Annotated in this window: 25 protein-coding genes; 22 read left to right on the forward strand and 3 right to left on the reverse strand. The window is 64.4% G+C overall.

Features of this window, described 5'->3' with window-relative positions:
- Positions 1 to 56: 56 nt before the first annotated feature.
- Positions 57 to 728 (forward strand): GntR family transcriptional regulator, encoded by a 672-nt coding sequence (locus tag ToN1_RS09900; protein WP_169207426.1) that lies wholly within the window; start codon positions 57 to 59, stop codon positions 726 to 728.
- A gap of 53 nt (positions 729 to 781) precedes the next feature.
- On the opposite strand, the gene fumC is transcribed toward ToN1_RS09900, so the two are convergent.
- A complete protein-coding gene (fumC, locus tag ToN1_RS09905) occupies positions 782 to 2,182 on the reverse strand; it encodes a class II fumarate hydratase (RefSeq protein ID WP_169207427.1) in 1,401 nt (466 codons plus the stop codon).
- Between the two features lie 212 nt (positions 2,183 to 2,394).
- Here fumC and ToN1_RS09910 point away from each other — a divergent pair, with 212 nt between their 5' ends.
- The 21 genes from ToN1_RS09910 to ToN1_RS10010 all read left to right on the forward strand — a co-directional run bounded on the left by ToN1_RS09910 (position 2,395) and on the right by ToN1_RS10010 (position 22,706).
- Positions 2,395 to 4,098 carry a sensor histidine kinase gene (locus ToN1_RS09910; protein ID WP_169207428.1) on the forward strand — a complete coding sequence of 568 codons (1,704 nt, stop codon included), beginning with the start codon at positions 2,395 to 2,397 and terminating at the stop codon, positions 4,096 to 4,098.
- A gap of 13 nt (positions 4,099 to 4,111) precedes the next feature.
- On the forward strand, positions 4,112 to 4,792 hold the full coding sequence (locus tag ToN1_RS09915) for a response regulator transcription factor (protein ID WP_169207429.1): 681 nt from the start codon (positions 4,112 to 4,114) through the stop codon (positions 4,790 to 4,792).
- An 86-nt stretch (positions 4,793 to 4,878) separates the two neighbouring features.
- Complete coding sequence (locus ToN1_RS09920) at positions 4,879 to 6,492, forward strand: S8 family peptidase (RefSeq protein WP_210148082.1); 1,614 nt, start codon at positions 4,879 to 4,881, stop codon at positions 6,490 to 6,492.
- 142 nt (positions 6,493 to 6,634) lie between these two features.
- Entirely contained in the window at positions 6,635 to 7,021 is a 387-nt protein-coding gene (locus ToN1_RS09925) for a response regulator (RefSeq protein ID WP_169206795.1), read from the forward strand.
- A gap of 236 nt (positions 7,022 to 7,257) precedes the next feature.
- Entirely contained in the window at positions 7,258 to 7,893 is a 636-nt protein-coding gene (locus ToN1_RS09930; protein WP_169206796.1) for a methyltransferase family protein, read from the forward strand.
- Between the two features lie 323 nt (positions 7,894 to 8,216).
- Positions 8,217 to 8,408 carry a Flp family type IVb pilin gene (locus tag ToN1_RS09935; protein ID WP_210148083.1) on the forward strand — a complete coding sequence of 64 codons (192 nt, stop codon included), beginning with the start codon at positions 8,217 to 8,219 and terminating at the stop codon, positions 8,406 to 8,408.
- A 31-nt stretch (positions 8,409 to 8,439) separates the two neighbouring features.
- Positions 8,440 to 8,706, forward strand: a complete 267-nt coding sequence (locus ToN1_RS09940; protein ID WP_342344170.1) for a Flp family type IVb pilin — start codon at positions 8,440 to 8,442, stop codon at positions 8,704 to 8,706.
- A gap of 77 nt (positions 8,707 to 8,783) precedes the next feature.
- A complete protein-coding gene (locus tag ToN1_RS09945) occupies positions 8,784 to 8,963 on the forward strand; it encodes a Flp family type IVb pilin (RefSeq protein ID WP_169206797.1) in 180 nt (59 codons plus the stop codon).
- 93 nt (positions 8,964 to 9,056) lie between these two features.
- Complete coding sequence (locus ToN1_RS09950; RefSeq protein ID WP_169206798.1) at positions 9,057 to 9,626, forward strand: A24 family peptidase; 570 nt, start codon at positions 9,057 to 9,059, stop codon at positions 9,624 to 9,626.
- A gap of 25 nt (positions 9,627 to 9,651) precedes the next feature.
- Positions 9,652 to 10,959, forward strand: coding sequence for a P-loop NTPase family protein (locus ToN1_RS09955; protein WP_169206799.1), 1,308 nt, complete (start codon positions 9,652 to 9,654; stop codon positions 10,957 to 10,959).
- 122 nt (positions 10,960 to 11,081) lie between these two features.
- Positions 11,082 to 11,933 (forward strand): Flp pilus assembly protein CpaB, encoded by an 852-nt coding sequence (gene cpaB, locus ToN1_RS09960; RefSeq protein ID WP_169206800.1) that lies wholly within the window; start codon positions 11,082 to 11,084, stop codon positions 11,931 to 11,933.
- Positions 11,934 to 12,026: 93 nt separating this feature from the next.
- Positions 12,027 to 13,679, forward strand: coding sequence for a type II and III secretion system protein family protein (locus ToN1_RS09965; RefSeq protein ID WP_244861013.1), 1,653 nt, complete (start codon positions 12,027 to 12,029; stop codon positions 13,677 to 13,679).
- An 11-nt stretch (positions 13,680 to 13,690) separates the two neighbouring features.
- The gene (locus tag ToN1_RS09970) at positions 13,691 to 13,969 is read left to right on the forward strand and encodes a pilus assembly protein (protein WP_169206802.1); all 279 of its coding nucleotides are present in this window, start codon (positions 13,691 to 13,693) and stop codon (positions 13,967 to 13,969) included.
- A gap of 21 nt (positions 13,970 to 13,990) precedes the next feature.
- Positions 13,991 to 15,601 (forward strand): TadE/TadG family type IV pilus assembly protein, encoded by a 1,611-nt coding sequence (locus tag ToN1_RS09975; RefSeq protein ID WP_169206803.1) that lies wholly within the window; start codon positions 13,991 to 13,993, stop codon positions 15,599 to 15,601.
- Between the two features lie 19 nt (positions 15,602 to 15,620).
- Positions 15,621 to 16,109, forward strand: a complete 489-nt coding sequence (locus ToN1_RS09980) for a TadE/TadG family type IV pilus assembly protein (protein WP_169206804.1) — start codon at positions 15,621 to 15,623, stop codon at positions 16,107 to 16,109.
- Positions 16,110 to 16,117: 8 nt separating this feature from the next.
- Positions 16,118 to 16,678, forward strand: a complete 561-nt coding sequence (locus ToN1_RS09985) for a TadE/TadG family type IV pilus assembly protein (protein ID WP_169206805.1) — start codon at positions 16,118 to 16,120, stop codon at positions 16,676 to 16,678.
- Positions 16,679 to 16,711: 33 nt separating this feature from the next.
- Positions 16,712 to 17,875, forward strand: a complete 1,164-nt coding sequence (locus ToN1_RS09990) for a CpaE/TadZ family protein (protein ID WP_169206806.1) — start codon at positions 16,712 to 16,714, stop codon at positions 17,873 to 17,875.
- 30 nt (positions 17,876 to 17,905) lie between these two features.
- On the forward strand, positions 17,906 to 19,261 hold the full coding sequence (locus ToN1_RS09995) for a TadA family conjugal transfer-associated ATPase (RefSeq protein ID WP_169206807.1): 1,356 nt from the start codon (positions 17,906 to 17,908) through the stop codon (positions 19,259 to 19,261).
- A gap of 7 nt (positions 19,262 to 19,268) precedes the next feature.
- Complete coding sequence (locus ToN1_RS10000; protein WP_169206808.1) at positions 19,269 to 20,243, forward strand: type II secretion system F family protein; 975 nt, start codon at positions 19,269 to 19,271, stop codon at positions 20,241 to 20,243.
- A 27-nt stretch (positions 20,244 to 20,270) separates the two neighbouring features.
- Positions 20,271 to 21,221, forward strand: a complete 951-nt coding sequence (locus tag ToN1_RS10005; protein WP_169206809.1) for a type II secretion system F family protein — start codon at positions 20,271 to 20,273, stop codon at positions 21,219 to 21,221.
- Between the two features lie 39 nt (positions 21,222 to 21,260).
- The gene (locus ToN1_RS10010) at positions 21,261 to 22,706 is read left to right on the forward strand and encodes a LytR C-terminal domain-containing protein (RefSeq protein WP_169206810.1); all 1,446 of its coding nucleotides are present in this window, start codon (positions 21,261 to 21,263) and stop codon (positions 22,704 to 22,706) included.
- A gap of 97 nt (positions 22,707 to 22,803) precedes the next feature.
- Here the strand turns inward: ToN1_RS10010 and ToN1_RS10015 are convergent, their stop codons facing one another.
- Both ToN1_RS10015 and ToN1_RS10020 read right to left on the reverse strand, forming a co-directional pair.
- The gene (locus ToN1_RS10015) at positions 22,804 to 24,480 is read right to left on the reverse strand and encodes a cation acetate symporter (RefSeq protein ID WP_169206811.1); all 1,677 of its coding nucleotides are present in this window, start codon (positions 24,478 to 24,480) and stop codon (positions 22,804 to 22,806) included.
- Positions 24,480 to 24,800 (reverse strand): DUF485 domain-containing protein, encoded by a 321-nt coding sequence (locus tag ToN1_RS10020; RefSeq protein ID WP_425305831.1) that lies wholly within the window; start codon positions 24,798 to 24,800, stop codon positions 24,480 to 24,482. Before ToN1_RS10020 ends, ToN1_RS10015 begins: the two co-directional genes overlap by 1 nt.
- Positions 24,801 to 25,000 lie beyond the last annotated feature (200 nt).

Here is a 25,000-nt window from a genome sequence, read left to right on the forward strand (position 1 = left end):
AGTCGGGATTTCGACGACAATCCGGCCCGCAACATTTCGCACACCGAACAGCACCCATGACCGCCACCCGCATCGCCCCGCTCGCGCTGTACCAGGAAGTCGCCGAGCGGCTGCGCCAGCTCATCTTCTCGCACGAACTGGCGCCCGGCACCTGGATCGACGAGCAGGCGCTCGCCGACAACTACGGCATCTCGCGCACGCCGCTGCGCGAGGCGCTGAAGGTGCTTGCCTCCGAAGGGCTCGTCACGCTCAAGCCGCGCCGCGGGTGCTACGTGACCGAGATTTCCGAGCGCGATCTCGACGAGATCTTCGCCGTGATGGCCCTGCTCGAAGGCCAGTGCGCCCAGACCACGGCGCAGAAGGCCAGCGACGCGGACCTCGGCCGCCTGCGCGAGATCCACGCCGGACTCGAGAAGGCGGCGACGGCGGACGACATCAACGGCTTCTTCGAGTCGAACCAGGCCTTCCACCTCGCGCTGCAGGAGATCGCCGACAACCGCTGGCTGCAGCACGCCATCGAGGACCTGCGCCGCGTGATCAAGCTGTCGCGCCATCACTCGCTGTTCGGCGAAGGCCGCCTCGAGCAGTCGCTCGCCGAACACCGCGAGCTCCTCGCCGCGCTCACCGAGCGCCGTGCGGATGACGCGGAGCGACTGATGCGCGCCCACATCAGCAGCGGCCGCGCGGCCCTCGTGCGCATCGCCAAGGCGCGCAACAAGGTCGCCTGAACAAGGTCGCCGGGCACTTGTTCCTCCCCCTTGAAGGGGAGGAACAGTCGGATTCATGCCCCCGGCCGCGTCATCGCCTCCGGATCCACCCACAGGTCGAACTCCTCCGCCCGGACGTAACCCGACGCCAGCGCCGCCTCGCGCAGCGACAGTCCTTCCCCGTGCGCCTTCTTCGCAATCTCCGCGGCGCGGTCGTAGCCGATGTGGCGGTTGAGCGCCGTCACGAGCATCAGGTTCTTCTCCAGGTTCTCGCGGATACGCGGCAGGTTCGGCTTGAGCCCGCGCGCGCAGTGCGCCTCGAAGGCATCGCAGGCATCGGCCAGCAGCGCGATGCTCTCCAGCACGTTGTGCGCCATCACCGGCTTGTACACGTTCAGCTGGAAGTTGCCCTGCGTGCCGGCGAACGCGACCGCGGCGTCGTTGCCGAACACCTGCACGCACACCATCGTCAGCGCCTCGCACTGCGTCGGGTTCACCTTGCCCGGCATGATCGACGAGCCCGGTTCGTTCTCGGGGATCAGCAGTTCGCCGATGCCGCAGCGCGGCCCGCTCGCCAGCCAGCGCACGTCGTTGGCCATCTTCATCAGCCCGCCCGCGAGCGTGCGCAGCGTCGCTGAACACTGCACCAGCGCATCGTGCGCCGCCAGCGCGAAGAAGCGATCCGGCGCGCTGCGGAACGGCTGACCGGTCAGCTGCGCGATCTGCGCCGCCGCGCAATCGCCGAAGCGCGGATGGGCATTGAGGCCGGTGCCGACCGCGGTGCCGCCGATCGCCAGCTCGTGCAGCCCCGGCAGGCTCGCCGTCACCGCGGCAAGGCCGAAATCGATCTGCGCCACCCACGCGCCGATCTCCTGCCCCAGCGTCACCGGCGTCGCATCCTGGAGGTGAGTGCGGCCGGTCTTCACGATCTCCTCGCCGGCCTTCGCCCTGTCCGCCAGCGTGTTGCGCAGGCGGCGCACGGCGGGGAACAGGCGATCATGCAGTTCGCCGACGACCGCGATGTGCATCGCGGTCGGAAACGTGTCGTTGGATGATTGCCCGCGATTGACGTGATCGTTCGGATGGATCGGCCGCTTCGAGCCCATCGTCCCGCCCGCCAACTCGATCGCGCGATTCGCAATCACCTCGTTGGCGTTCATGTTGGACTGCGTGCCCGATCCGGTCTGGAACACCACCAGCGGAAAGTGGCCATCCAGCTCGCCCGAGATGACCTCGTCCGCCGCCGCCGCGATCAGCGTGGCGAGCTCCGGTGGCAACTCGCCGAGCTCGGCATTGGCCTGCGCCGCGGCCTTCTTGAGGATGCCCAGCGCCCGGATCATCGCCCGGCCCCAGCGGAAGCGGTCCGTGCCGATGGGGAAGTGCGCCAAAGAGCGCTCCGTCTGGGCGCCCCAGTAACGGTCCGCCGCGACCTCGACGGATCCCATCGAATCGGTTTCGGTACGTGTCGCATCCATGCTCGTCTCCCGGCCATCTCCCGAACATCTCCCGGCCATGTGGACTTCGACGCGCACGCCTGCGCGTGATTCCCCAGCCCGACGCAAGCTCCACGCCCCGTGACTTTGTAACTTTATGCTTCACATCCATCCCTCTAACATCCATGCGGGATCCGGAAGCATTCGCTCCGAGAAGACGCTTCAGGCGCAACGCCCAAGGGAGACAACGGACAATGCCGCGAACGGACGGCGAAACCGGCAAGCCGGCAGGTGCAATACCGGCGACCACGCGCGCGGGCAACAGCCCGGAGCTGCGGCGTGTACTCGCGAACATTCGCGTGCTGGTCGCCATCGTCGCCGCCACCGAGGCCGTGTCGCTGTCGGCGGCGACACGCCCGCCAATGATGCTCGCCGTGCTCGGCTACGCGGCCTGGGCCGGATGGCTGTGCTGGATCGAACTGAACGGCAACCGCCCGCTCCGCTCCATGCTGACGTCCTGGATCGACGCGACCTGGATCCTCGTCTTCGCATGGCTGGCGGGAACCCAAAGCAGTCTCTACACCCTGCTGCTGCTGTTCCCGGTGCTCTTCGCCGCGCTGAGCTTCGGCTTCGTGCCCGGCCTCGTGATATCGCTCTTCTCCGCCGCCGGCGCGGCCGCTGAACTGCTCGCCCGCGACCTCAACATCGGCAAGCTCTCCCCGGAAATCATCCTCCAGCCGCTGTCGATCCTGGTCCTCGGGCCGCTCGTTGCCGGTCTCGCACGCGCCGGCGTGCAGATGAACGAGCAGATGTCCGTCGCCGATCGCCTGCTCGGCGCCGCCGACCCCCGCCTCGGCGTCAAGCGGGTCGCCGAGACCCTGCTGCGCGCCGTCTCGCGGCACTTCACGGCCGATCTCGGGCTGCTGCTGATCTGGCTTCCCGGCAGCGAGGCGCGACTGTTCCGCTGCGACCGCAACGGCCGCTTCGGCGAACTCGACGGCGAACTGCGCAGCGCCCTCGTCGAAGCGCTGGTGCGCCTGCCCGCCGACGTCGTCAGCGTGCACCACCACGCCCACGTCCTCGGCCGCTTTCCGCTGCGCTATACCAGCGGCTTCGACCTGGTGAGCAAGGTGCCCACAAACACGGCACGGACGGCCGTGCAGGATCTTGCCGAGGCGCTCGATGCGCACTCGATGATCGCCATCCCCATCTGCCGCCGCGGCCCGCATCCCTGCCGCCTGGTCCTTGAATCCGGACACCGCCGCTATCGCTCCCACGACGCCGACCTCCTCGCGGGCATCATGGACCAGCTCGCCCCCGTGCTCGAGAACGCCGGCCTGCTGGAACGCCTCGCCGACGAGGCGATGGCCACCGAGCGCGCGCGCATCGGCCGCGACCTGCACGACAACGCGATCCAGCCCTATCTGGGCCTCAAGTACGGCATCGAAGCCCTCGCACGCAAGGCCGGCGACGACAATCCGCTGCGCACGGACATCCTTGCCCTGCAGGAAGTCGCGCTCGAGGAACTCCACACCCTGCGCGAACTCGTCAGCGGCATGCGCAATGGCGCCTCAGGCGGCGACAACGCCCTCGGCCCCGCCTTGCAGCGGCAAGCCAAGCGTTTCACCGAGCTGTTCGGCATCGACGTGGCGGTGCAGTGCGAAGGCAACCTGTCGATCCGGCGCAAGCTCGCCGCCGCGATCTTTCCGATGGTCAGCGAGGCCCTCACCAACATCCGGCGCCACACCCCGGCCCAACGTGCAGAGATCCTCGTCCGTGCGGATGCCATCGACTACGTCGTCGAAGTCCGCAACCCGCATGACATAGGCTCGCCACCGGAGCCCTTCGTCCCCCGCGCCGTGGTCGAGCGCGCGGAATCTGTAAGTGGATGTGTCGTAGTCGACATCCGGCAGGACGGCACCACTGCTCTAATGATCTCGATCCCGAAAACAACCTGAGCGGCGACAGATCATGATCGAAGTCACCGAACGCCCAATCCGTGTTTTCCTCGTCGACGACCATCGTGCAACGCTGTGGGGCCTCGAGCGCCTCGTCGACGGCGCACAACGCATGCAACTGGCCGGCAGCGCGACCAGCGTCGCCGAACTCCTCGCCTCCCCGGAAAGCCGCGAAGCCGACGTCATCGTCATCGACCTCGATCTCGGCGGCCACGACTCCAGCGACTCCTTCGCCGAACTGCTCTCGACCTACGGCGCGAAAGTCCTCGTCCTCACCGGCGCCCGCGACCTCGACGCCCATCGCCGCGCGGTCATGGCCGGCGCCCGCGGCGTCGTGCGCAAGGAAGAGCCGGTGGACGTCCTGCTGCGCGCCATCGAAAAGGTGCACGAGGGCGACGTGTGGGTGAACCGCGCCCTCATCGGCGACATCATGAACATGCTCACCGGCAACAAGAGGGCCGCCGCGCCCGACGACGCCCGCATCGCCAGTCTCACGCCCAAGGAGCATGAAGTCATCGGCGCCGTGGTCCGGCACAAGGGCGCGAAGAGCCTCGTCATCGCCGACGACCTCGGCATCAGCGAGCACACGCTGCGCAACCACCTCACCGCCATCTACCACAAGCTCGAAGTGCACGGCCGGCTCGAGCTGTACCTGTACGCCAAGGAACGCGGCATCGGCACGGTAGCGCAATAAACCTCCGGGCCCCTCACCCGGCCGGAGCGTTCCGTTCGCCCTGAGCTTGTCGAAGGGCGAACGCAATACATCGTGGAGGAGAGATCATGCGCCGAGCCTTCTTCCTGGCCCCGTTCGTTGCAGCCAGCGTGCTGTTCGCCCTGCCCTCCTCCCACGCCGGCGGTCTCCCCGAAGGCGCTCCCCCGCCCCCGCGCTTCGCCCCCGACCAACTGCTGGTCGCCTTCAAGCCCGGCACCCCCGGCGCGCAAATCGCGCAGGCCCACGCCGCAGCCGGCGCACAAGTGATCAAGAGGTTCGACGCCATCGGCGTCCAACTGCTCGCCATCCCTGCCGGCGCCGTCGAAGCGAGCATCGCGCTCTATGAGCACAACCCCTACATCCGCTACGCCGAGCCCAACCTCCATCGCGCCCTAATCCTGCCGACAGAAGGCCGCGACCCGATGCTGCCGACGGGACTCGGCACCGAATACCTCGCTCTGCAATGGGGCATCAACAACACCGCGCAGCCCCTCTACGACACCGCGTCAGGCGCCAACGTCACCGGCACCCTCGACGCCGACATCGACGCACCCGAAGCGTGGGACCTCTCGCGCAGCAACGAGAACATCCGGATCGCGATCCTCGACAGCGGCGTCGAATGCACCCACGTCGACCTCCTCGGCAAATGCATCGAGGAGCGGAACTTCACCGCCAGCACCACCACCGCCGACGTGATCGGACACGGCACCCACGTCGCCGGCATCGCCGCCGCCAACACCGACAACGGCAAGGGCACCGCCGGTGTCGGCTGGAACGCCCGGATCGGTTCGCTGAAAGTGTGTCACGAATGGCCCTCGGTGGATTTCCCGCTGCTGGGCATGTGCGACGTCGCCGACTCCGTCGCAGGCCTCCTGTACGCCGCCGACAACGGCTATCGCGTCGCCAACATGAGCTACGGCAGCGACCCTGACCCCTATTCCCCGTCCCAGGCCGAAGCGGACGCCATCAAGTACGCCTGGAGCAAGGGCGTCGTCCTCGTCGCCGCCGCCGGCAACGATTACGCATCGACGCGCCACTACCCCGCCGCCTTCCCCGAAGTCATCTCCGTCGCCGCCACCGACCGCCACGACAACCTCGCCTATTTCTCCAGCTTCGGCTCGTCCTGGGTATCGGTCGCCGCCCCCGGCCACGACATCCTGTCGGCCTACCCGAACGTCGCCTGCGGCATCCCGCCGGACGACCCCGAAGGCTGTTACAACTGGCTCTCCGGCACCTCCATGGCGTCCCCCCACGTCGCCGGCCTCGCCGCGCTCGTGCTCGCCCGTTATGCCGGCATCACCAACGTCCAGGCCCGCGCCTACATCGAGAACAGCGCCAACGCCCAAGGCGCCCTCGGCCAGAACTTCCGCGCCTGGGTGCGGTACGGCCGCATCAACGCCCACCTCGCCCTCACCGCCGACAACCCGCCTCCTCCGCCTCCGACCATCACCCTCACGGCCACCGGCTACAAGGTCAAGGGACAGCAGAAAGCCGACCTGCAATGGACAGGGTCCGCCGCCAGCTCGATGGACGTCGTGCGCAACGGCAGCATCCTCACCACCACCGGCAACGACGGCGCCTACACGGACCCGATCAACCGCACCGGCGGCGGCTCCTACACCTACAAGGTGTGCGAAACCGGAACGGCGGCTTGCTCGAACGAGGCGACAGTAGCGTTCTGAACTTGGCAAGTGGGGCGCAGTACGGCGCCCTATCCAGGCAGTTTGTCACGGGCCTCCCGCGCGCGTCCTCCTATGGGCGAAACTACCCAATACACGGTATGTTGAACCCATCGCGACGCACGTCGCACAAGCGGAGCACGCCGTGCCCTGCCTCACCCTCGCCCGTCCAATTGAAGTGCTGCTGGTCGATGACCAGCGGGCGATCCTTGCGGGGGTAACCGCGTTGATTGAGAGCGAGGGGCCGTCGATGCGGGTCGCCGGCTGCGCCGCCACCGGCAGCTTGGCGCTCGAGCTGGCGCGCAGCACGCAGCCCGGAGTCATCATTCTCGACGTCGACCTCGGCGGCGAGGACGGGCTGGCGTTGATTCCCCTGTTGCTGTGCGACTGTGACGCACGAATCGTCGTCTTCACCTGCCTCGACACGCCAGCGACGCGCCGCCGCGCGCTGGACCTCGGCGCCGCCGACTTCGTGTCGAAAACCGCCTCGGGCGACGAACTGATCGCAGCGGTTCTCCGCGCCATGGAATAGGCCGGCAGGGGTGACAGTTGTCACGGACCGACCGGTTTATGGAAACCAACCGAAGCAGTCGCATCGATCGATGTGGCGATACGCCGTCTGGACCATCATATAAACACGGACGCGGCGCGCAATGCTTGGCAAGCACTCTACCAAATAGCCACGACCTCGAAAAACTGACCCGCTGTCGCTGGATCGCCCATCCGGAAAACCTATGTCGGCACAGAAGTTTCGTAAGCGAACCTTGCATGGACATCAGTCAAATGCCCCGAATCCCTCAAATGATCGCGTCGCCCCGCGCACAGATTTTTACCGGGGTTATCCTTTCAGCGTTATGGGGCTTCTTCGCAGCGGCACACCTCGTAACGTTCAATCTCAACGGGAAGGCAAGCCTCCTTGTATTCGGCGTCGCGGAAACCCTCATCGCGGCGTTTTTCCTGCTTCGCACAGAGCCGAAGTCCTTCACGAATAATCCCCATGAATGGGTCGTAGCGGTTCTGGGGACCTTCTTGCCGCTGCTGCTCCGGCCGACGTCCGACACCCCTGTGCCGTTCGCAGAGTGGGGAGTGCTGCTTGGGTCGACCATGCAGATTGCTGCCGTGCTGTCCCTCAATCGCAGTCTCGCACTAGTACCCGCGCTACGTGAACTGAAAACCGCGGGCATGTATCGCTTCGTGCGACATCCAATTTACGCCAGTTACCTTTTCAATTTTTGTTTCTATCTTGCGGCCAACTTCTCGTCCCCGAATCTGCTCATCGTGGCGGTCAGCCTGACCCTGCTATTGGCGCGCGTTTATTTCGAAGAAAGGCATCTCGCTCAGACACCCGAGTACCGGGCATACCGAAGCCGCGTCAGATGGCGACTCATCCCCTTCGTGTTCTAGTCGCGCCCGCACCCTCGCCAATCGGCCTACTGATCGCGACAGATCAATTGCCTTGACACGCCTCGTCTGCACAACGCACACCGTACACATCTAGTTGTCGTCTCACCTGGGGCTCGCACGTCCATGTCCTTACGAAGGCAGCGCAGCGCGTCAAACGCGGCCGCGATCGGCCAAACCCAAAGGCTCAACACAACCAATGACAATTGTCACCCCTGCCGCTCGTTCCATATAACTAGCCACCTTGGGCGCAATTGCCGATGTTGCCGCGTTGGGCGGCGCCTAACCTGAACTCAAGACACACTGAACGGGACGACCGAACCGAAATGAACACCGTGCAGATCCGAGCACTGCTCAACGAATTCTGGGCGGAACAAGACGGCGTCACCGCGATCGAGTATGCGCTGTTGGCAGCCCTGATCTTCGGCGCGATTGCGATTTCGGTCGGTTTTGTTGGTGACAGCATCAAAGTGCTCTATGACGAAATCTCGCTCAAAGTCGCAGACGCAGTGTCCTGAGTGAACAACGATTTTGCCGCGAGGAACGAAGATGACTCGCAGCGTATTTCCGGAACGGGCCTCCCGCTCCGGTGCGGAAGCCGGGAGGCCCGGCGTTTTCTTGATGAAGGAGAAAATCATGTTGGAAATGCTCAAGCAGTTCATTCGGGATGAAGAGGGTGTAACCGCGATCGAGTATGGGCTGATCGCCGCGCTCATTGCGGTGATGATCATCGCCGGCGCCAAAATTATCGGGGTTGAACTCGATCGCGTCTTCAAGTTTGTCGGGACAACCCTCCAAGGCGCGCCTAACCCCTAAGCTGGCTTTACCGGAGCGACCTTCCCGCTCCGGTTTTCCGCCGCAAACTTGCCATTTTCTTGAAAACGGAGGTTGAAATGACTGAGATGCTCAAGAAATTCATTCGAAATGAAGAGGGCGTGACCGCGATCGAATATGGTTTGATCGCAGCGCTAATTGCCGTAATGATCATCGCTGGAGCAAAAATCATCGGTGTTGAACTTGATCGCGTCTTCAACTTTGTCGGGACAACCCTCCAAGGGGCGCCTAACCCCTAACGGGCGATCTCGAGAGTTTGGCATTTGGGCCGCGCTTACGCGGTCCAAATGCCTCAAAGTGAACCCACAGACTACGAAGCGATGGGACAACAAATGAACCTCGGACTCGCCAGCCTGCTCGGTGTTCTCGCAATCGCTGTCATCACAGACTTGCGCGCAGGAAAGGTGCACAATTTTTCTATCGTCGTTGGCTTGGGCGCAGCCTTCGCTTTCAACGGCGTGGCTCCACGCGGAGCTGGAATTTTTGATCCCTCGGGTGGAGCAATTGAGCTCGTCACAGCCTTCGCCGGCATCGCCGTTGGCTTTGCTGCCCTGTTTCCCCTCTACGCCCTGCGCGCAATGGGAGCCGGCGACGTCAAGCTCATGATGATGGTCGGAGCCTTCCTCGGCCCCCTGCAAACCCTTGGGGTCGTCGTCCTGACTTTCGCCGCCGGCGGCGTGCTCGCAATTGCGATGGCACTGTGGCAGCGCAGTTTCCGCCAGCTCATCCTCAACCTCCGCTTTATGCTGACCACAAGCGCGATCAGCGCTGCCGGCGGCACCAGCCCAAAATTCGAACCGCTGCAACAGACCGCCGGCCGCATGCCCTACGCGGTCGCCATCGCGGCGGGCACCCTCCTGCAGCTCTACCTAGTCCGCAACGGAGGCTGGGCCTTGAGCTGAGCCGACTACTCTTCGGAGCACTGTCATGAACGCACCATCCAGCGCCCGCGTCATTCCCATCGACGACAATGCTGCGTTTCCCCGGGCGCCACGCACACTCGAGGACACCGGCCTGCCGCTGCTGTTTCTCGTCGAGCTCGCAACGAAACTGATGTTCGTACGCGGTCAGATGCGGCTGACCGAGATTTCCCAGCGCCTGCATCTTCCAGCAACCGTTCTCGAGAACCTGCTCGCGTTCATGCGCGCGGAGCGGATCTGCGAGGTGATGCGGCGCGGCGAGACCGATGGCGACATCCTGTATGAACTCACCGACGCCGGCCGTGCGCGGGCTTCGGAGTACTTGAGCCGCTGCAAGTACGCGGGCGCGGCGCCGGTCAGCCTGGCCGCCTATGTAGCCCAGGTCGAGAAGCAGTCCGTCACCAAGATGCGCGTCACGCGCGAGGACGTTAACGAGGCCTTCCGCGGGCTGATCATCAACCCCGAGGTGCGCGACCAACTCGGCGCGGCAATGGGCTCGGGGCGGGCGATGTTCCTGTACGGACCGGCGGGTGCCGGCAAAACCTATCTCGCCGAGCGCCTTTCCTTGCTGCTCGATGGCGACATCGCCGTGCCGCATGCCATCCTCGTGGATGGGGAAATCATCCAGATCTTCGACCCGCTGATCCACACGCCGGTCGAGGACCACTCCCGCCCGGCCGCGCTCGACAACCTGATGCGGCCCGACCTGCGCTGGGTAATCTGCAAGCGCCCGGTGGCGATCACCGGCGGCGAGCTCACGCTGCGCATGCTGGACCTGGATTACGACGCCAGCACCGGCTTCTACCAGGCGCCTCCGCACGTCAAGGCCAACAACGGTCTGTTCGTGGTGGATGACCTCGGACGCCAGCTCATCAAGCCGGAACAACTGATGAATCGCTGGATCGTGCCGATGGACCGGCACCACGACTATCTGGCGCTGCACAGTGGAACGAAATTCTCGCTGCCCTTCGACGTGGTGCTGGTCTTCTCGACCAACCTGATGCCGTCCGAAGTGGCCGACCCGGCTTTTTTACGTCGGCTTGGTTACAAAATTCACATCGGGCCGATGGACGAGGAACAGTACAGGAACATATTCACGCGTGTCTGCGAGGAAAGGGGCGTACCTTTCGATCAGGTGGCGTTCGAAACACTGGTGAATGATTATCACAAGGTTCATGGCCAGCCGCTGCTGGCCTGTTACCCGCGCGACATCATCAACCAGATCGCGGACCTGGCCCGCTACCGCGGCGAACCGGCACGACTCACCCAGGATTCGCTGCATTGGGCCTGGCACAACTACTTCGCATCCCGCTGAGGATGCGGCAGGCAGAGAGGCGCGACGACCGGAACGGGGTCGGGACGCCTGAACGCTCGCCACGGCGGGCACTTGCGGGGCCGGCGCAGTTTTGCTGACGGTCCGGATACAAGGGGACTCTCATGAAAAGCAAAGGTCTCGTCTTTCTGTTCGTCGCGATGCTGGCAGGCCTTGCGGCAGTGGTGCTGGGAACCCGATGGCTGCAGCAGAAGGCCGCCCCCGTCGACAACCGCATCGCCGTCGCGGCCGTCGAGCTGCAGCTGGGCGGGCAGATCACCCCCGATGCCTTGCGCTTGGTGGAGTGGCCGTCCGGCAGCGTGCCGACCGGCGCTTTCACCGACCTTGCCGCGCTGGACGGCCGCGTAGCCCTCACGAGCATCCTGCCGGGCGAGCCGGTCCTCGAATCGCGCCTCGCCCCCGTCGGCACCAAGGGCGGTTTGTCCGCCGTCGTGCCCCAGGGCAAGCGGGCGATCACCGTGCGCGTGAATGACGTCATCGGCGTGGCCGGTTTCGCGCTGCCGGGCAACTACGTGGACATCATGGTCAACACGGAGAACACCGGCGCGAACCGCAACAGCGAGGACCAGATGATCTCCAAGATCGTCCTGGAGCGCATCCTCGTGCTGGCCGTCGCCCAGGAGGCCAACCGCGACGAAACCAAACCCAAGGTGGTGAACGCCGTCACCCTCGAGGTTACGCCTGAGCAGGCAGAGCGGCTCGACCTCGCGCGCAGCGTCGGCAACCTTTCGCTGGTGCTGCGCAACCAGGTCGATTCCGATCCGACCGACACCGCGGGTATCACGAAGGCAAAACTGCTCCGCACCGCCGCAGAGGCTCCGCCCGAGCCGGTCGCCGCCAAGCCCGCGCCAGCGATGCGGCGCGTCGCTGCCAAGCCGCGTCCGTCGCCTGCACCGAGCGATCGCGTGTGCGTCGAGGTGATCCGCGGCGTGAATAAGGTCAATGAATGCTTCTAGCCCAATTCCGAACCTGCATCGACGCGTGAGGACATCATGATCCCGTACAAGAACAAGGAAAATCGCCGGACCACAGCATGCGCATTGTCAGTCGTGGCTGCGCTCCTCATTCCGGGCGCCGCACAAGCGGCCGTCGGCAAGCCCCTCGTGGCCCCCGGCGGCGGCTCGCCCTGCGGCCGGGTGGAGATTGCACCGATGGTGACCATTCCCGTCGGCAAGTCCTCGGTGATCCGGCCGCAGACGCCGGTCACGCGCATCCTGCTCGGCAACCCTGAGAACGCGCAGGCCGCGCGTCCGAGCGCCGAGAATCAGAAGGATGATAAGAACCGCCAGCAGCAACGACAGGACGACGGCCGCCCCGGCGTCGCGCAGGTCGATGTGTTGCTGCTCAGCCCCAATGAGATTTACCTGCTCGGCAAGACCGTCGGAGCGACGAACGTGGTGCTGGTCGACCGTGCCGGTGGCTGCACCGCGCTCGATGTGACGGTCGCGATGGATATCACCTCGGTGCAAGGTGCGATCGCCGCGCTGATGCCGGGGGAGACGGGCATCAAGGTCACCTCGGCCTACGATTCGCTGGTGCTGACCGGCACCGTGAGCGACGCGACAAAGGTCGATCGCGCGGTGCAGATCGCTGCGGCCTACGTCCGTGACGGCGGAGGAGCGCAAGACGGAAACAGCGTCCGCGTGCTGAACATGCTGCAGGTGGGCGCGCCGCAGCAGGTGATGCTGGAAGTGAAGGTGGCCGAGGTCTCGAAGGCCGTGCTCGATCGCTTCGGCATCGACTTCTCGAGAGCCTACGTCGACGGCTCGGTGATGCGCTTCCTGTCCGGCATCTTCGGCGGCAAGTCCGGCCGGCTCGGGCAGATCTCCCGTGTCGGCCCGAACGGTGCGCCGCTCAGTTCCGTCGGCGCCGTCGTCGGCGGCACGATTCCGGGCGACATTGCGGCCGGCGGCAACGTGACCCAGGAACTGACCGAGGTCGGCGGACAGCTCGTGCCGAAGTACACAACCACCTTCGGCACTGTGCCGGCGGAAGGCGTCACGAACCTCGGCCTGGACATGCAGAAGACCGACGGCCTGGTGAAGATCCTCGCGGAACCGACCGTGATGGCCATCAGCGGGCAGGAGGGCAGTTTCCTCGCCGGCGGCAAAATCTTCATCCCCGTGGCGCAGAGCAATAACAACGGCGGCCAGACGATCACGCTGGAAGAGAAAGAGTTCGGCGTGTCGGTGAAGTTCACCCCGACCGTGCTCGATGGCGGCCGCATCAACCTTGCCGTTCGCCCGGAAGTCTCGGAACTCAACCGCGAAGGCGTGGGCTTGACCGCTCCCGGGGTCAATGGCCTCGCAATCCTGCCGGCCTTCACGACGCGCCGGGCCTTCACGACGGTCCAACTCGAAGACGGACAGAGCTTTGCAATCGGCGGCCTGATCAAGAACAACGCAACGACGAACATCCGCGCCTTCCCCGTCCTTGGGGAGCTTCCCATCATCGGTGCGCTGTTCCGCAGCACGGAATTCCAGACCGACAAGTCCGAACTCGTCTTCGTGATCACGCCGCGCCTGGTCAAGCCGCTGCCGCCCAACTATACGTTGCCCACCGACAACTACGTCGAGCCGAATCGCGCCGACGTGATCTGGAGCGGCAAGCTGGAAGGCGGTGCGGCGCCCGCACGAGAGCAAGGCGTGATGCCCGCGGCCGCGGAAACAGCCCCCGCCGCCGGCGGATTCGAGACCAAGTGAGGAGGCCGATCATGCGCAATATCTGGATAGTTGGAAGCGCCCTCGTGGCCTTGGCACAGACCGGCTGCGTAGCGACCTCGCCTCACTGGGACGCACAGTTTGGCGAAGCGGCAAGGGTTCTCGCCGCACAACAGGTCATCGCGCCGGAAGCCTCGCTCAACCCATCTGCCGTGTCCGGGATGGATGGCAAGGCCGCTCAAGGGGCCATGGGCGAATACGCCAAGAGCTTCACGCAACCGCAGCCGCAGACGGGCGTCTTCACGATCGGGGTCGGCGGCTCGGGGCAGTGAGCGCGTAGAAGGAGGACAAAAATGCCCAAGGTTCACACACCAAGATCCCGCCAGCGGGGCGCCGTCGCGATCATGGCCGGCCTGACAGCCGTCGTGCTGTTCGCGTTTGGCGGGCTGGTGCTGGACCTCGGGCATCTCTACATCGCCAAGTCGGAACTGCAGAACGCCTCCGATGCCGCCGCGCTGGCGGGCGCCAAGGAACTCAACAACAAGCTGAGTGGCGTGACGGCCGCCGTCAACCGGGCGATTGCGACCGCCGCCCAGCACCGGTACGACTTCAAGACGCCGGTCAGCATCACGATCGCGAACATCCGGCTCGCGTCGTGCCCCAATGCCGGGAACGCCAATACCTGGAGCCGCCCCGGGGTCCGTAGCCCGACCTGCACCTTCATACCCGCCTCGAGCGTGACGAGCGACGGGATGGCCTCCGGCCTGAGCTTCATCGAGGTGGACACCGGCACCCAGTCCCTCAACACGTACCTGATGCGCGTGGCTGGCGCCGCCTACAACACCACGCAGACGGCGGGTTACTCGGTTGCGGGGCGCTATCAGACGAACGTGACCCCAATCGGCGTCTGCGCGGTCGATCCGGCGAACCGTACCAGCCAGTACACGCATTCCAACGGCATGACCGAGCTGGTGGAACTGGGTTTCCGGCGCGGTGTGACCTACAACCTCTTCCAGTTGAACCCTCTGGCGAGCGGCCCATCCGACCCCTATCTCATCAACCCCGTCGACACTTATCCGAACAGTTGCGACCCGAACCATTCGAGCGCGACCTTCACTGCGCCCTTCATTTGCACCGGCAACAGTGCCGTGATCAGCAGCGGCAGCGGCAAGGTCTATGTGAATACCGGCATGACGGCTTCACTGGACAGCTCGCTCAACTCGCGCTTCGACGATTACAAGCCGCCATCGGTCTGCGACCCGGGCAGCGCCCCGCCTGACACGAATATCAAGGAATACCACTGCACGAACCCCAGCCCGAGCTCCGACCCCGAGTGCCTGAGCGTGCCGCCCGCCGTCAACGATGCTCTCACCACGCCGAAGGACTGGATGGACCCGGCTGGCAGCACGCTGCCCAACCGGGAGTTCGTCGAAACGGCCCTCAACAAACCGGCCTATGCGCTTCCACCAAACCGGCCGAACCTCGCCCGCGACAAGTATGGCGTGCAGTGGTCCTACGGCCCCGCGTACCAATCCAATGGTGGATCCCCACCGAAGGCCGGCGCCCCTTTCACACCTGCCGATGCCAATGGCAGCGACATGTACAACACGCAGGACGTCAGCGTTTCGTACTTCGATGTCGCGAACTATCCGATCACCGTCGGAAACGGTTTTCCTTCGACCACTCCACCGGCCCCGTATAACCAGACCGGCAGCGCCACATACTTCAAGGCCCCGAGCCGACCCGGTGTGCGCAACCGTCGCGTCCTCAACATCGTCATCGTTGATTGCACGGTACCGCCGGTAGGGCTCGGCGCCTGCCAGGCCATGGATGTCGTCGGGATCGGCAAGTTCTTCATGCAGGTCCCGGCAAACTTCTCGGGCGGGCCAAACCGCCAGATGGACATGGAATTCGCCGGACTGGTCGACGACATCCTGTTGTCGGAAATCCGGCTCTACCGTTAGCGAGGATATGGGTGCCCAAATGAAACATCCGCGCACCTTCAAGGCACAACGCGGCGTGGCGGCGGTCGAGTTGGCGCTCGTCATCGTCTTCCTGCTGCTGCTGACGGCCGGCATCGTCGAGTTCGGCCGCGCCTTCTGGTACTACGACGCCCTGACCAAGGCCACCCGCGACGGTGCACGGACGCTGAGCGTTGCCGACAAGGCGACTTTTTCGACCGGCACCTTCATCGCGGACGCCAAGTTCCTCGTCACGGAGGCTGCCAACGCGGCCAACCTGAAGCCGGCGCTCAGCACCGCACAGGTTTCGGTGACTTGCCTGAATGAAACATTCGACGCCATCGGCTGCGGCAGCGGCACCGACGCGCCGAAGAACATCAGGGTCGCGATCACGGGCTACTCGATCGACATTGGAGGGATGTTCCCCTTCCTGTCGCCGAGCGGAGGGGATGCCAAGGTGTATTCGGGCGTGGCGCTCGCACCGCAAACCACGATGCCCTACATGAAGTGAGGCGTGCCATGGCCAGCGAGATCCGACAATCGTTCAGCGGCAACCGACAACGGGGTACGACGGCGGTCGAGTTTGCGATCGTCGCGATGCTTTTCTTCACGATCGTGTTCGGCATCATGGAGTTCGGCCGCGTCCTGTACGTGTGGAACACCGTGCAGGAGGTGACGCGGCGCGCAGCGCGCGAAGCCGTCGTGAGGGGATTCGCGGACGCCGGACAGGTGTCGCGCGCGGCGGTGTTCAACCCGGAGTCCGGGAGCGGCACGGCCTATCTCCCGGCTGCCAAGGAAATCACTGCCACCGACGTGAGGATCAACTACCTTAACGAAAACCTCGTGGTAGCCGACCCGATGCCGCTCGACCCGATCGACAACATCTCAGCCTGCATGGATGTGACCCGGACGACGAGTTGCGTGCGCTATGTCGAGGCCTGCGTCGCCACCGCGGGAACCTGTACCGGATCCATCAAGTACCTGCCGATGGTCGGACTGTTCCCTTTCCTTGCAATCAACATCCCGGTTTCCAGCGTGATCATGCCGGCGGAGAGCTTGGGGTTCAGCGTATCCCCATAGGCGTCCGTGCATGCCATTTCAGAGGTACAGGAAATGAGCAAGACCAGAATTACCGTCGTGTCCTCTGACACACAGCATCTGAGCGAAATCACTCGCATCCTCGAAGGCGACAGGAGCGTGGGCGAGGTTGCAGCGCTCCAGTGTGGTGCCGCCGAACTCGAGGCGATCGCCGACGTGCCGGACGTGCTGATCGTCAATGGCGGCCTGCCCGAGAACGGCGGCCTCGAAAGCCTGGCGCGACTGCGGCAACGCAATCCGGACGCTGCCTTCATCGTGGTGAGCGACAACCAGACGCCCGAGTTTCTGCTGCGCGCCATGCGCGCGGGCGTGCGCGAAGTGTTGCCGACGCCGACCGCAGGCGCGCTGCTCCATGACGCCATCGGTCGCATTGCGCCGAAACGCAGGGCCGAGTCGTCGGCAGGCAAGATCCTCGCATTCACCTCATGCAAGGGCGGAAGCGGAGCGACCTTCATCGCAACCAACCTGGCCTGGGTTCTGGCTGCCAGTCATGGCAAACGGGTCGCGTTCATCGACCTCAACCTGCAGTTCGGCGACGCCTCGATGTACGTCACCGACCAGCACCCGGCGAGCGACCTGGCGGTGGTGTGCCAGCAGATTCACCGGCTCGACGCGGCCTTTCTCGAATCGGCGATGATGGAAATCGCCCCCGGCTTCAACCTGCTGGCAGCTCCCGAAGACCCGGCCCACGCCACCGACGTTCGTGCCGAGCATATTGAATCGATCCTGAAGGTCGCGCGTGCAAACTACGATTTCGTCATCGTCGACGTCGGGCGTTCGCTGGATGGTGTCAGCCTCCAGCCGCTGGACATGGCGGACATGATCTTCCCGGTGGTGCAGTTGACACTGCCCTTCATCCGCGAGGCGAAGCGCCTGGTCCAGGTGCTGCTATCGCTCGGATACCCCATGACCAAGGTCGGACTCATCGTGAACCGGCTGCAGAAGACCGGGGAGATCAGCATCGAAGATCTCGAGCGCACGGTAAACGCCAAAGTGTACAAGGCCATTCCGAATGCCTATGAGGCAGTGGCGGCGTCGGTCAATCAAGGCGAGCCCATTGCCCGATTGGCGAAGAACAGCCCGGTCACGAAAGCCTTGCGCGAAATTGCCGATTCCCTTGCGGCAACTCCCGAAAAATCTGGCAAGGGCTGGCTGTCGCGCCTGTTTGCGACCAACTAGGAAGCCGGCCCCGTTCCATAGGAGCACCACATGAGCTTGCGTCAGCGCCTCGAATCCGTCTCACCCGAAGCCCCCCTGCGCTCTCAAGTGGCGGCTCCGGACACTGGTGCCACGAAGGCGTACCAGCGCCTGAAGATGCGCATACACCAGTTGCTCCTGTCGCGCCTCGATCTGGAGGCGATGGAGGATCTCGCGCCCGACCGCCTGCGCGAGGAATTGCGGCTGATGGTGGAGCGCCTGCTCGCCGAGGAAAACGTCGTCGTCAACGCCAATGAGCGGCGCGATCTGGTCCGCGACATCCAGTACGAAATGCTGGGGCTGGGGCCGATCGAACCGCTGCTCGCCGATCCGACCGTCTCCGACATCCTGATCAACGGCTCCCAGCAGGTCTACGTGGAGCGTCACGGCAAGATAGAGCTCACCGACATCTCCTTCAGCGACGACGCCCACCTGATGAAGATCATCGACAAGATCGTCTCCCGTGTGGGACGCCGGGTCGATGAATCGAGCCCGATGGTCGATGCCCGCCTGCCGGACGGCTCGCGGGTGAATGCCATCATCCCGCCGCTTGCGCTCGATGGGCCGATCGTCTCGATCCGCCGCTTCGCCGCCGTCCCGCTGACGATGATGAAGCTGATCGACTACAAGACGCTCACCCCGGCGATGGCCGAACTGCTCGCGGGCCTGGTGCACTCCAAGGTGAACATCCTGATCTCGGGCGGCACCGGCAGCGGCAAGACGACCTTGCTCAACATCCTGTCGAGCTACATTCCGCACGACGAACGCATCGTGACGATCGAGGATGCGGCCGAGCTGCAGCTGCAACAGCCTCACGTCGTACGGCTTGAAACGCGCCCGCCAAACATCGAGGGCAAGGGCGAAGTGACCCAGCGTGCGCTGGTCCGCAATGCGCTGCGCATGCGGCCGGACCGCATCATCCTTGGCGAGACGCGCGGCGCCGAAGCCTTCGACGTGTTGCAGGCGATGAACACCGGCCATGAGGGTTCCATGACCACTGTTCATGCGAACACGGCGCGCGACGCGCTCGGTCGGATGGAAAACATGATCGGCATGGCGGGCGCGAACCTGCCGCCGAAGGTCGCGCGTGCACAGATCGCGGGCGCCATCGGCGTGATCGTGCAGACCAACCGCCTGACCGACGGCAAGCGCAAGCTGACCAGCATCCAGGAGATCACCGGCATGGAAGGCGACGTGATCACCATGCAGGAAGTATTCACCTTCCGCCAGACCGGCATCGCCGACAACGGCGCAGTACAAGGGCATTTCACTGCGACCGGCGTGCGCCCGCACTTCGCCGATCGGTTGCGCTCCTACGGCATCAAGCTGCCGGAGGAGATGTTCGACCCGACGCGGCGCTTCGAGTGAGCTTGCCATGGACACCCTGACGCTGCTCTTCGCACTGGCCACCTTCATTGCGGTGGTGCTCTTCCTGGAAGGCGCCTACTTGTGGTGGACCTCGACCCATAGCCCGGAGGTCAAACGCCTCAACCGTCGCCTCGAAGAAGTGGCCACCGGCATTCAACAGGAACAAAAGGCCAAACTGTTCAAGGACGACAGCGTGTCGGGCTCGGCAACCGGCGACCGCATGCTGGCCGCGATTCCCCGCCTGGGCGGACTGAACCGCCTGATCGTCCAGTCGCGCCTGAACCTCACGCTGGCGCAGTTCGTCGCCTGGACCCTCGCACTCGCGGCAGTCGGCGTCGCGCTGCCGCTGATGTTCGATCGACCTTTCATCCTTGCCGTGCTCGCCGGCGGCGTTTTGGCCTTGCTGCCCCTGCTCTACGTCACGCGCGCGCGCTCCCAGCACATGCAGCTGTTCGAACGGCAATTGCCAGAGGCTTTGGACCTGATGGGGCGGGCCTTGCGCGCCGGCCATGCCTTCCCTACTGCGATCAAGATGGTCGCAGACGAGATGAAAGACCCGATCGGCGGCGAATTCCGAATCCTGTTCGACGAGATGAACTACGGTGTCCCGCAGCAGACGGCGCTGCTGAACCTCGCCTCGCGCACCGACAGCACGGACCTCAGCTACTTTGTGATCGCAGTGCTGATCCAGCGAGATTCCGGTGGCAACCTCGCCGAGCTGCTCGACAACATCAGCGCGATTATCCGCGCGCGCCTCAAGCTCTATGGCGAAATCCGCACCCTGTCGGCGGAAGGGCGGCTCTCGGCGTGGATCCTCGGCTGCCTGCCCTTCGTGACCGCAGCAATGGTCAACCTCGTGAACCCGGGCTTCATGAAGGTGCTGTGGGAAGATCCGGCCGGGATCAACTTCATCTATGGCGCCCTGACGATGATGGTGATTGGCGTGCTGTGGATGCGCAAGATCATCCGCATCCGCGTCTAGCGCAGCGGCGAAGAGGAGAACGCAGACATGGACTACACGCAACTCGCGTTTCTCGGACTGCTGTTCATCGCAGTCACGGCCGGCGCCTTTTTCCTGATGAATTACTTCGCGCGCTCGCCGACCGCCGCTCGCCTGGAGGCCCTCGGGTCCCCTGGAAAGGCGGCGCCCGCACCGGCGGCCGACGCGTGGATCGAGCGCACGGTGAAGCTTACCGGCCCCTTCGCAAAGTTGTCCGCGCCGGAAGACGGCGAGCAGACATCCGCCCTGCGCGCCCGCTTCCTGCACGCCGGGATCCGCAACCCCTCGGCGCCGGTCGCGTTCTTCGGCATCAAGACGGTGCTCGCCCTCGGCTTGCCGCTGCTCGTGTACTTCACGGTCTTGGTGTCGATGCCCGGATTGCAGTTCCAGGGCACCCTGCTGGCGGTCTTGCTCGCTGCGACCCTCGGCTACTACCTGCCGAATATTGTCCTCAATCGCATGATCTTCGTGCGGCAACGCGAAATCTTCGAGACCTTTCCCGACGCACTCGACCTCATGACCGTCTGTGTCGAGGCGGGTCTCGGCGTCGAGGCCGCTCTCGTGCGCGTCGCCGACGAGATGCAGCACAAGAGCGAGGCACTGGCGGAAGAACTGCATCTCGTAACGCTGGAATTGCGTGCCGGACTCGAACGTGCCCGAGCCTTGCGCAATCTCTCGATGCGCACCGGCGTCGAGGAAGTGGAAGGCTTTGTCGCGATGATCATCCAGGCTGAACGCTTCGGCACCAGCATCGCCGCATCGCTGCGCGTGCATTCCGACATGCTGCGCACCCGCCGCCGCCAGCGCGCCGAAGAGGCAGCCGCGAAGATCGCACTGAAGCTCTTGTTTCCACTGATCTTCTGCATCTTCCCGTCGCTGATGCTCGTCCTGCTCGGGCCGGCAATGATCCAGATCTATCGCATTCTGCTGCCGACGATGGCTGGCAGCAGCGGCGGCTGAAATGTCGTCAAGCGACCGGAGCTCATTCGGAGAACCGTGATGAAAAGGTACGCGCTCACCTTGAAGCCCGTGCTCGTGGCCATTGTCCTCGGCGCATGCAGCACCACGCCAGACATGCCGAAAGATGCATGGAAAATCGCCCCGGTTCAAACCGTCCGACACGGGGGAGCCACTGCTGCGGGTTACTTCGCGCTCGGTCGCGTCAAGGAAGGACAGGGCGCAAGCGCTCAGGCGATCGAGGCTTACCGCAAGGCGGTTGCGGCTGACCCCGCTCACGTGGCAGCGTGGAATGCCCTCGGCGCGCTCCAGATGCAGCTCGGTCGGACCGACGAAGGGTTGCAGGCCCTTGAACACGCGGTGAGCCTTGCACCGAAGACAAGCCACCTGCACAACAACTTTGGCTATGCCCTGCTGCTTGCAGGGCGCGATGACGACGCGGCGAAGGAGCTTCGGCGGGCAGTAGACCTCGACGGCTCCAACCGCCGCGCATGGGCTAACCTTGCGACCGCGTATCGGCGTCTCGGAGCGCTTGACCAAGCTGAGTTTGCCGATGCGCGCGCGAACGGCAAGTGGAACATTGCGACCAATACGACGAGACCCGCTGCGGACGCACCGACGCCCCTGCCCTCTGCAACGATTTCTCCAGCGCAACAGATCAGCGTCGCAGCATCCACTGCGGCACCCGCGACGCAAACAACTGCACCTGCAGCCGCGATTGCGGTGGGCACGATAGCAGCGGAATCCTCCCCGGCCGCGACACCGATCGCCGCGCTACAGCCTCACGTTTCCTCCACTACGGAAACCCCGCCAGCCGAGAAACCTGCATCAACCAGCCTGGAGACAAGCACAGCCGCTCTCGGCATGATGCAGGTGGTGCCGACGATCATAAATGCGGCGGCCGCCCTCATGGTGACGACCACACCGCAGGCGACAATCGTGAAAGTCGCCGAAAATGTGTTCGAGTTGCGCAACGGCCCGGCCCCGCGGGGCGCTTCGGTCGCCGAGGCGGCGGCGATCATCGCAGCGGTCGCGTCAGCCGCCGCACCGCTTCCTGCGCGCGCCATCGATGCGCCTGCCTCGCCGCAACATTCGGCCACCGCTACGATTGCCCCAGCAACTCGTTCTGCACGCTACGAGATATCGAACGGACATGGCGGCGAAGGGCTTGCCCGGCGCTTGGCCGGATTGCTTGGCCAACAGGGCGTCGCCCGTCCGCGGCTGACGAACCAGACACCCTTCAATCAGGCGACATCGGTGATCCAGTATCGGGATGGCTATCGCGCATCGGCGGAAGCGTTCGCCGCGCTGCTCCCTTTCCAGCCGGAACTCCTCCCCGCTGCGGCCGGAGGATTGAGGGTCGACGTGCGCTTGGTGCTCGGACGCGATCTGACGACCAGCGATGCGTGCGCCGTGCTGGGTCTGTGCACACGAGTGGCCCGCACGCCGGCGCCGAAACTCGCCGCTGCACCCGGCGCACCGGAATAACACCGAGCCTCAAAGAAAAAGCCCCCGCGGGCGCGAGCCTCGCGGGGGCTTCTTTTGTACCGCGACACGTGGCGTGTCGCGGACTTCCTGCTGATGCTTAGTGCGACGATGCCGTCGCTGCGCCCACACCGGTCTGCGCACGCACGTACTGGTCGTCGAAGGCTTCGATTTCCTTCTGTGCGGCGACGCTGGTGTCCATCTTCGACACCACGATCGCGAGGATGAAGGCGACCGGCATCGAGAACAGGGCCGGCTGGGTGTAGGGGAAGATCGCCGAGGCGTTGTGCAGCACATCGACCCACACCGACTTCGACAGCACGACGAAGGTCACGGCGCTGGCGAGGCCGGAGTAGCCGCCCCACAGCGCGCCGCGGGTCGTCAGGCCCTTCCAGTACATCGACAGGATCAGCACCGGGAAGTTGGCCGAAGCCGCGACACCGAAGGCCAGCGCGACCATGAACGCGATGTTCATCTTCTCGAAGGCCATGCCGAGCAGGACGGCGACAATGCCGAGGCCGATGGTCGCGAACTTCGAGACCTTCAGCTCGGTTGTTTCCGATGCCTTGCCTTTCATGATGACGCGGGAGTAGATGTCGTGCGAGATCGCCGACGCGCCGGCCAGTGCGAGACCGGCAACGACCGCGAGGATGGTCGCGAAGGCCACGGCCGACAGGAAGCCGAGCAGCAGGTTGCCGCCGACCGCCTTGGCGAGGTGCATGGCGATCATGTTGCCGCCGCCGATGACCTTGCCGCCGAGCTGGCCGCCCTCGAAGAACTCGGGGTTGGTGCCGACGATCAGGATCGCGCACAGGCCCATGATGGCGATGACGTTGAAGAAGTACGCAACGATGCCCGAAGCGTAGAGCACCGACTTGCGCGCTTCCTTGGCGTCGGTGACGGTGAAGAAGCGCATCAGGATGTGCGGCAGGCCGGCGGTGCCGAACATCAGGCCGAGACCCAGCGAGATGGCGGTGACCGGGTCGGCGAGCAGGCTGCCCGGGGCGAGCAGCTTGCCGCCGAGCTTGTGCACTTCCATCGCGCGGGTGGTCAACTCGTCGAAGCTGAAGCCGAACTGGCTGAACGCGAGCAGCATCACGGTGGTGCCGCCGATCAGCAGCATGCAGGCCTTGATGATCTGCACCCAGGTCGTCGCGACCATGCCGCCGAAGGTGACATACACCATCATCAGCGCGCCGACCACGAAAAGCGCGACGTTGTAGTCGAGGCCGAACAGCAGCTTGATGAGCTGGCCGGCGCCGACCATCTGGGCGACGAGGTAGAAGCAGACGACGGTGAGCGAACTGACGGCGGCCATCGTGCGCACCTTGCCCTGGTCGAGGCGATAGGCGGTGATGTCGGCGAAGGTGAACTTGCCGAGGTTGCGCAGGCGTTCGGCCATCAGGAACAGGATGATGGGCCAGCCGACGAAGAACGCGATCATGTAGATGTACGCATCGACGCCCTGCGTGTACATCATCGCGGTGAGACCGAGCAGGGTCGCCGCGGACATGTAGTCACCCGCGATCGCCAGGCCATTCTGCCAGCCGGTGATGCCGCCGCCGGCGGTGTAGAAGTCCGCGGTCGACTTGGTACGCGAGGCGGCCCAGTAGGTGATGCCCAGGGTCATCATCACGAAGACGAAGAACATCAGGATCGCGTGCAGGTTGAGGCCCTGCTTTTCCGTCTGGGCGATGGCATCGCCGGCAACGGCCGAAGCAGCCACGGACAGCGACAAGAGGCCGGCGGACAGGCGAGAAATAACGGAGGCTTTCATTATTTTTCTTCCTTCCACGCGGCGCGCACGATTTCGTTGTTGATGTCGTCGAACTCGCCGTTGGCGCGACGCACGTAGACCAGGGTCAGCACCCAGAAGAACACGAACTGGAACAGACCGACGGCGACGCCGAAGGTCAGGTTGCTGCCTTCGGACAGCTGCTTCGCAATGAACTCGGGCGCGAACGCAACGAGCAGCACGAAGCCATAGAAGATCGCCAGGACGACGATCGACAGGATCGTGGCAAAGCGGGTCCGCTTCGCGACGAGTTCCGCAAAACGCGGATTGCGCCTGATGTGCGCATACATTGAAACCGACATTCCCTCTCCCTCCAAGAAAAGCAACGATGTCACGCTGCTCCTCCACATTCCTCCTTCCGCCGACCCGATGTCTGTCGCACCGGTACCGACGGGCGGATGATATATCATCTACAAGACTCCATACCATAACGTATGGAGTTTTTTTAATTCTTTGATAAATTGAATTTTTCTACCATTTTCGAAGCGGCAGACGGAACCCG

The organism is Aromatoleum petrolei (assembly GCF_017894385.1).
GTDB lineage: Bacteria > Pseudomonadota > Gammaproteobacteria > Burkholderiales > Rhodocyclaceae > Aromatoleum > Aromatoleum petrolei.

What these genes read in the sequence shown, in the direction of transcription:
- ToN1_RS09900 (WP_169207426.1), top strand. Translation starts at nt 57, where the DNA reads ATGACCGCCACCCGCATCGCCCCGCTCGCGCTGTACCAGGAAGTCGCC.
- fumC (WP_169207427.1), bottom strand. Translation starts at nt 2,182, where the DNA reads ATGGATGCGACACGTACCGAAACCGATTCGATGGGATCCGTCGAGGTC.
- ToN1_RS09910 (WP_169207428.1), top strand. Translation starts at nt 2,395, where the DNA reads ATGCCGCGAACGGACGGCGAAACCGGCAAGCCGGCAGGTGCAATACCG.
- ToN1_RS09915 (WP_169207429.1), top strand. Translation starts at nt 4,112, where the DNA reads ATGATCGAAGTCACCGAACGCCCAATCCGTGTTTTCCTCGTCGACGAC.
- ToN1_RS09920 (WP_210148082.1), top strand. Translation starts at nt 4,879, where the DNA reads ATGCGCCGAGCCTTCTTCCTGGCCCCGTTCGTTGCAGCCAGCGTGCTG.
- ToN1_RS09930 (WP_169206796.1), top strand. Translation starts at nt 7,258, where the DNA reads ATGGACATCAGTCAAATGCCCCGAATCCCTCAAATGATCGCGTCGCCC.
- ToN1_RS09935 (WP_210148083.1), top strand. Translation starts at nt 8,217, where the DNA reads ATGAACACCGTGCAGATCCGAGCACTGCTCAACGAATTCTGGGCGGAA.
- ToN1_RS09940 (WP_342344170.1), top strand. Translation starts at nt 8,440, where the DNA reads ATGACTCGCAGCGTATTTCCGGAACGGGCCTCCCGCTCCGGTGCGGAA.
- ToN1_RS09945 (WP_169206797.1), top strand. Translation starts at nt 8,784, where the DNA reads ATGACTGAGATGCTCAAGAAATTCATTCGAAATGAAGAGGGCGTGACC.
- ToN1_RS09950 (WP_169206798.1), top strand. Translation starts at nt 9,057, where the DNA reads ATGAACCTCGGACTCGCCAGCCTGCTCGGTGTTCTCGCAATCGCTGTC.
- ToN1_RS09955 (WP_169206799.1), top strand. Translation starts at nt 9,652, where the DNA reads ATGAACGCACCATCCAGCGCCCGCGTCATTCCCATCGACGACAATGCT.
- cpaB (WP_169206800.1), top strand. Translation starts at nt 11,082, where the DNA reads ATGAAAAGCAAAGGTCTCGTCTTTCTGTTCGTCGCGATGCTGGCAGGC.
- ToN1_RS09970 (WP_169206802.1), top strand. Translation starts at nt 13,691, where the DNA reads ATGCGCAATATCTGGATAGTTGGAAGCGCCCTCGTGGCCTTGGCACAG.
- ToN1_RS09975 (WP_169206803.1), top strand. Translation starts at nt 13,991, where the DNA reads ATGCCCAAGGTTCACACACCAAGATCCCGCCAGCGGGGCGCCGTCGCG.
- ToN1_RS09980 (WP_169206804.1), top strand. Translation starts at nt 15,621, where the DNA reads ATGAAACATCCGCGCACCTTCAAGGCACAACGCGGCGTGGCGGCGGTC.
- ToN1_RS09985 (WP_169206805.1), top strand. Translation starts at nt 16,118, where the DNA reads ATGGCCAGCGAGATCCGACAATCGTTCAGCGGCAACCGACAACGGGGT.
- ToN1_RS09990 (WP_169206806.1), top strand. Translation starts at nt 16,712, where the DNA reads ATGAGCAAGACCAGAATTACCGTCGTGTCCTCTGACACACAGCATCTG.
- ToN1_RS09995 (WP_169206807.1), top strand. Translation starts at nt 17,906, where the DNA reads ATGAGCTTGCGTCAGCGCCTCGAATCCGTCTCACCCGAAGCCCCCCTG.
- ToN1_RS10000 (WP_169206808.1), top strand. Translation starts at nt 19,269, where the DNA reads ATGGACACCCTGACGCTGCTCTTCGCACTGGCCACCTTCATTGCGGTG.
- ToN1_RS10005 (WP_169206809.1), top strand. Translation starts at nt 20,271, where the DNA reads ATGGACTACACGCAACTCGCGTTTCTCGGACTGCTGTTCATCGCAGTC.
- ToN1_RS10010 (WP_169206810.1), top strand. Translation starts at nt 21,261, where the DNA reads ATGAAAAGGTACGCGCTCACCTTGAAGCCCGTGCTCGTGGCCATTGTC.
- ToN1_RS10015 (WP_169206811.1), bottom strand. Translation starts at nt 24,480, where the DNA reads ATGAAAGCCTCCGTTATTTCTCGCCTGTCCGCCGGCCTCTTGTCGCTG.
- ToN1_RS10020 (WP_425305831.1), bottom strand. Translation starts at nt 24,800, where the DNA reads ATGTCGGTTTCAATGTATGCGCACATCAGGCGCAATCCGCGTTTTGCG.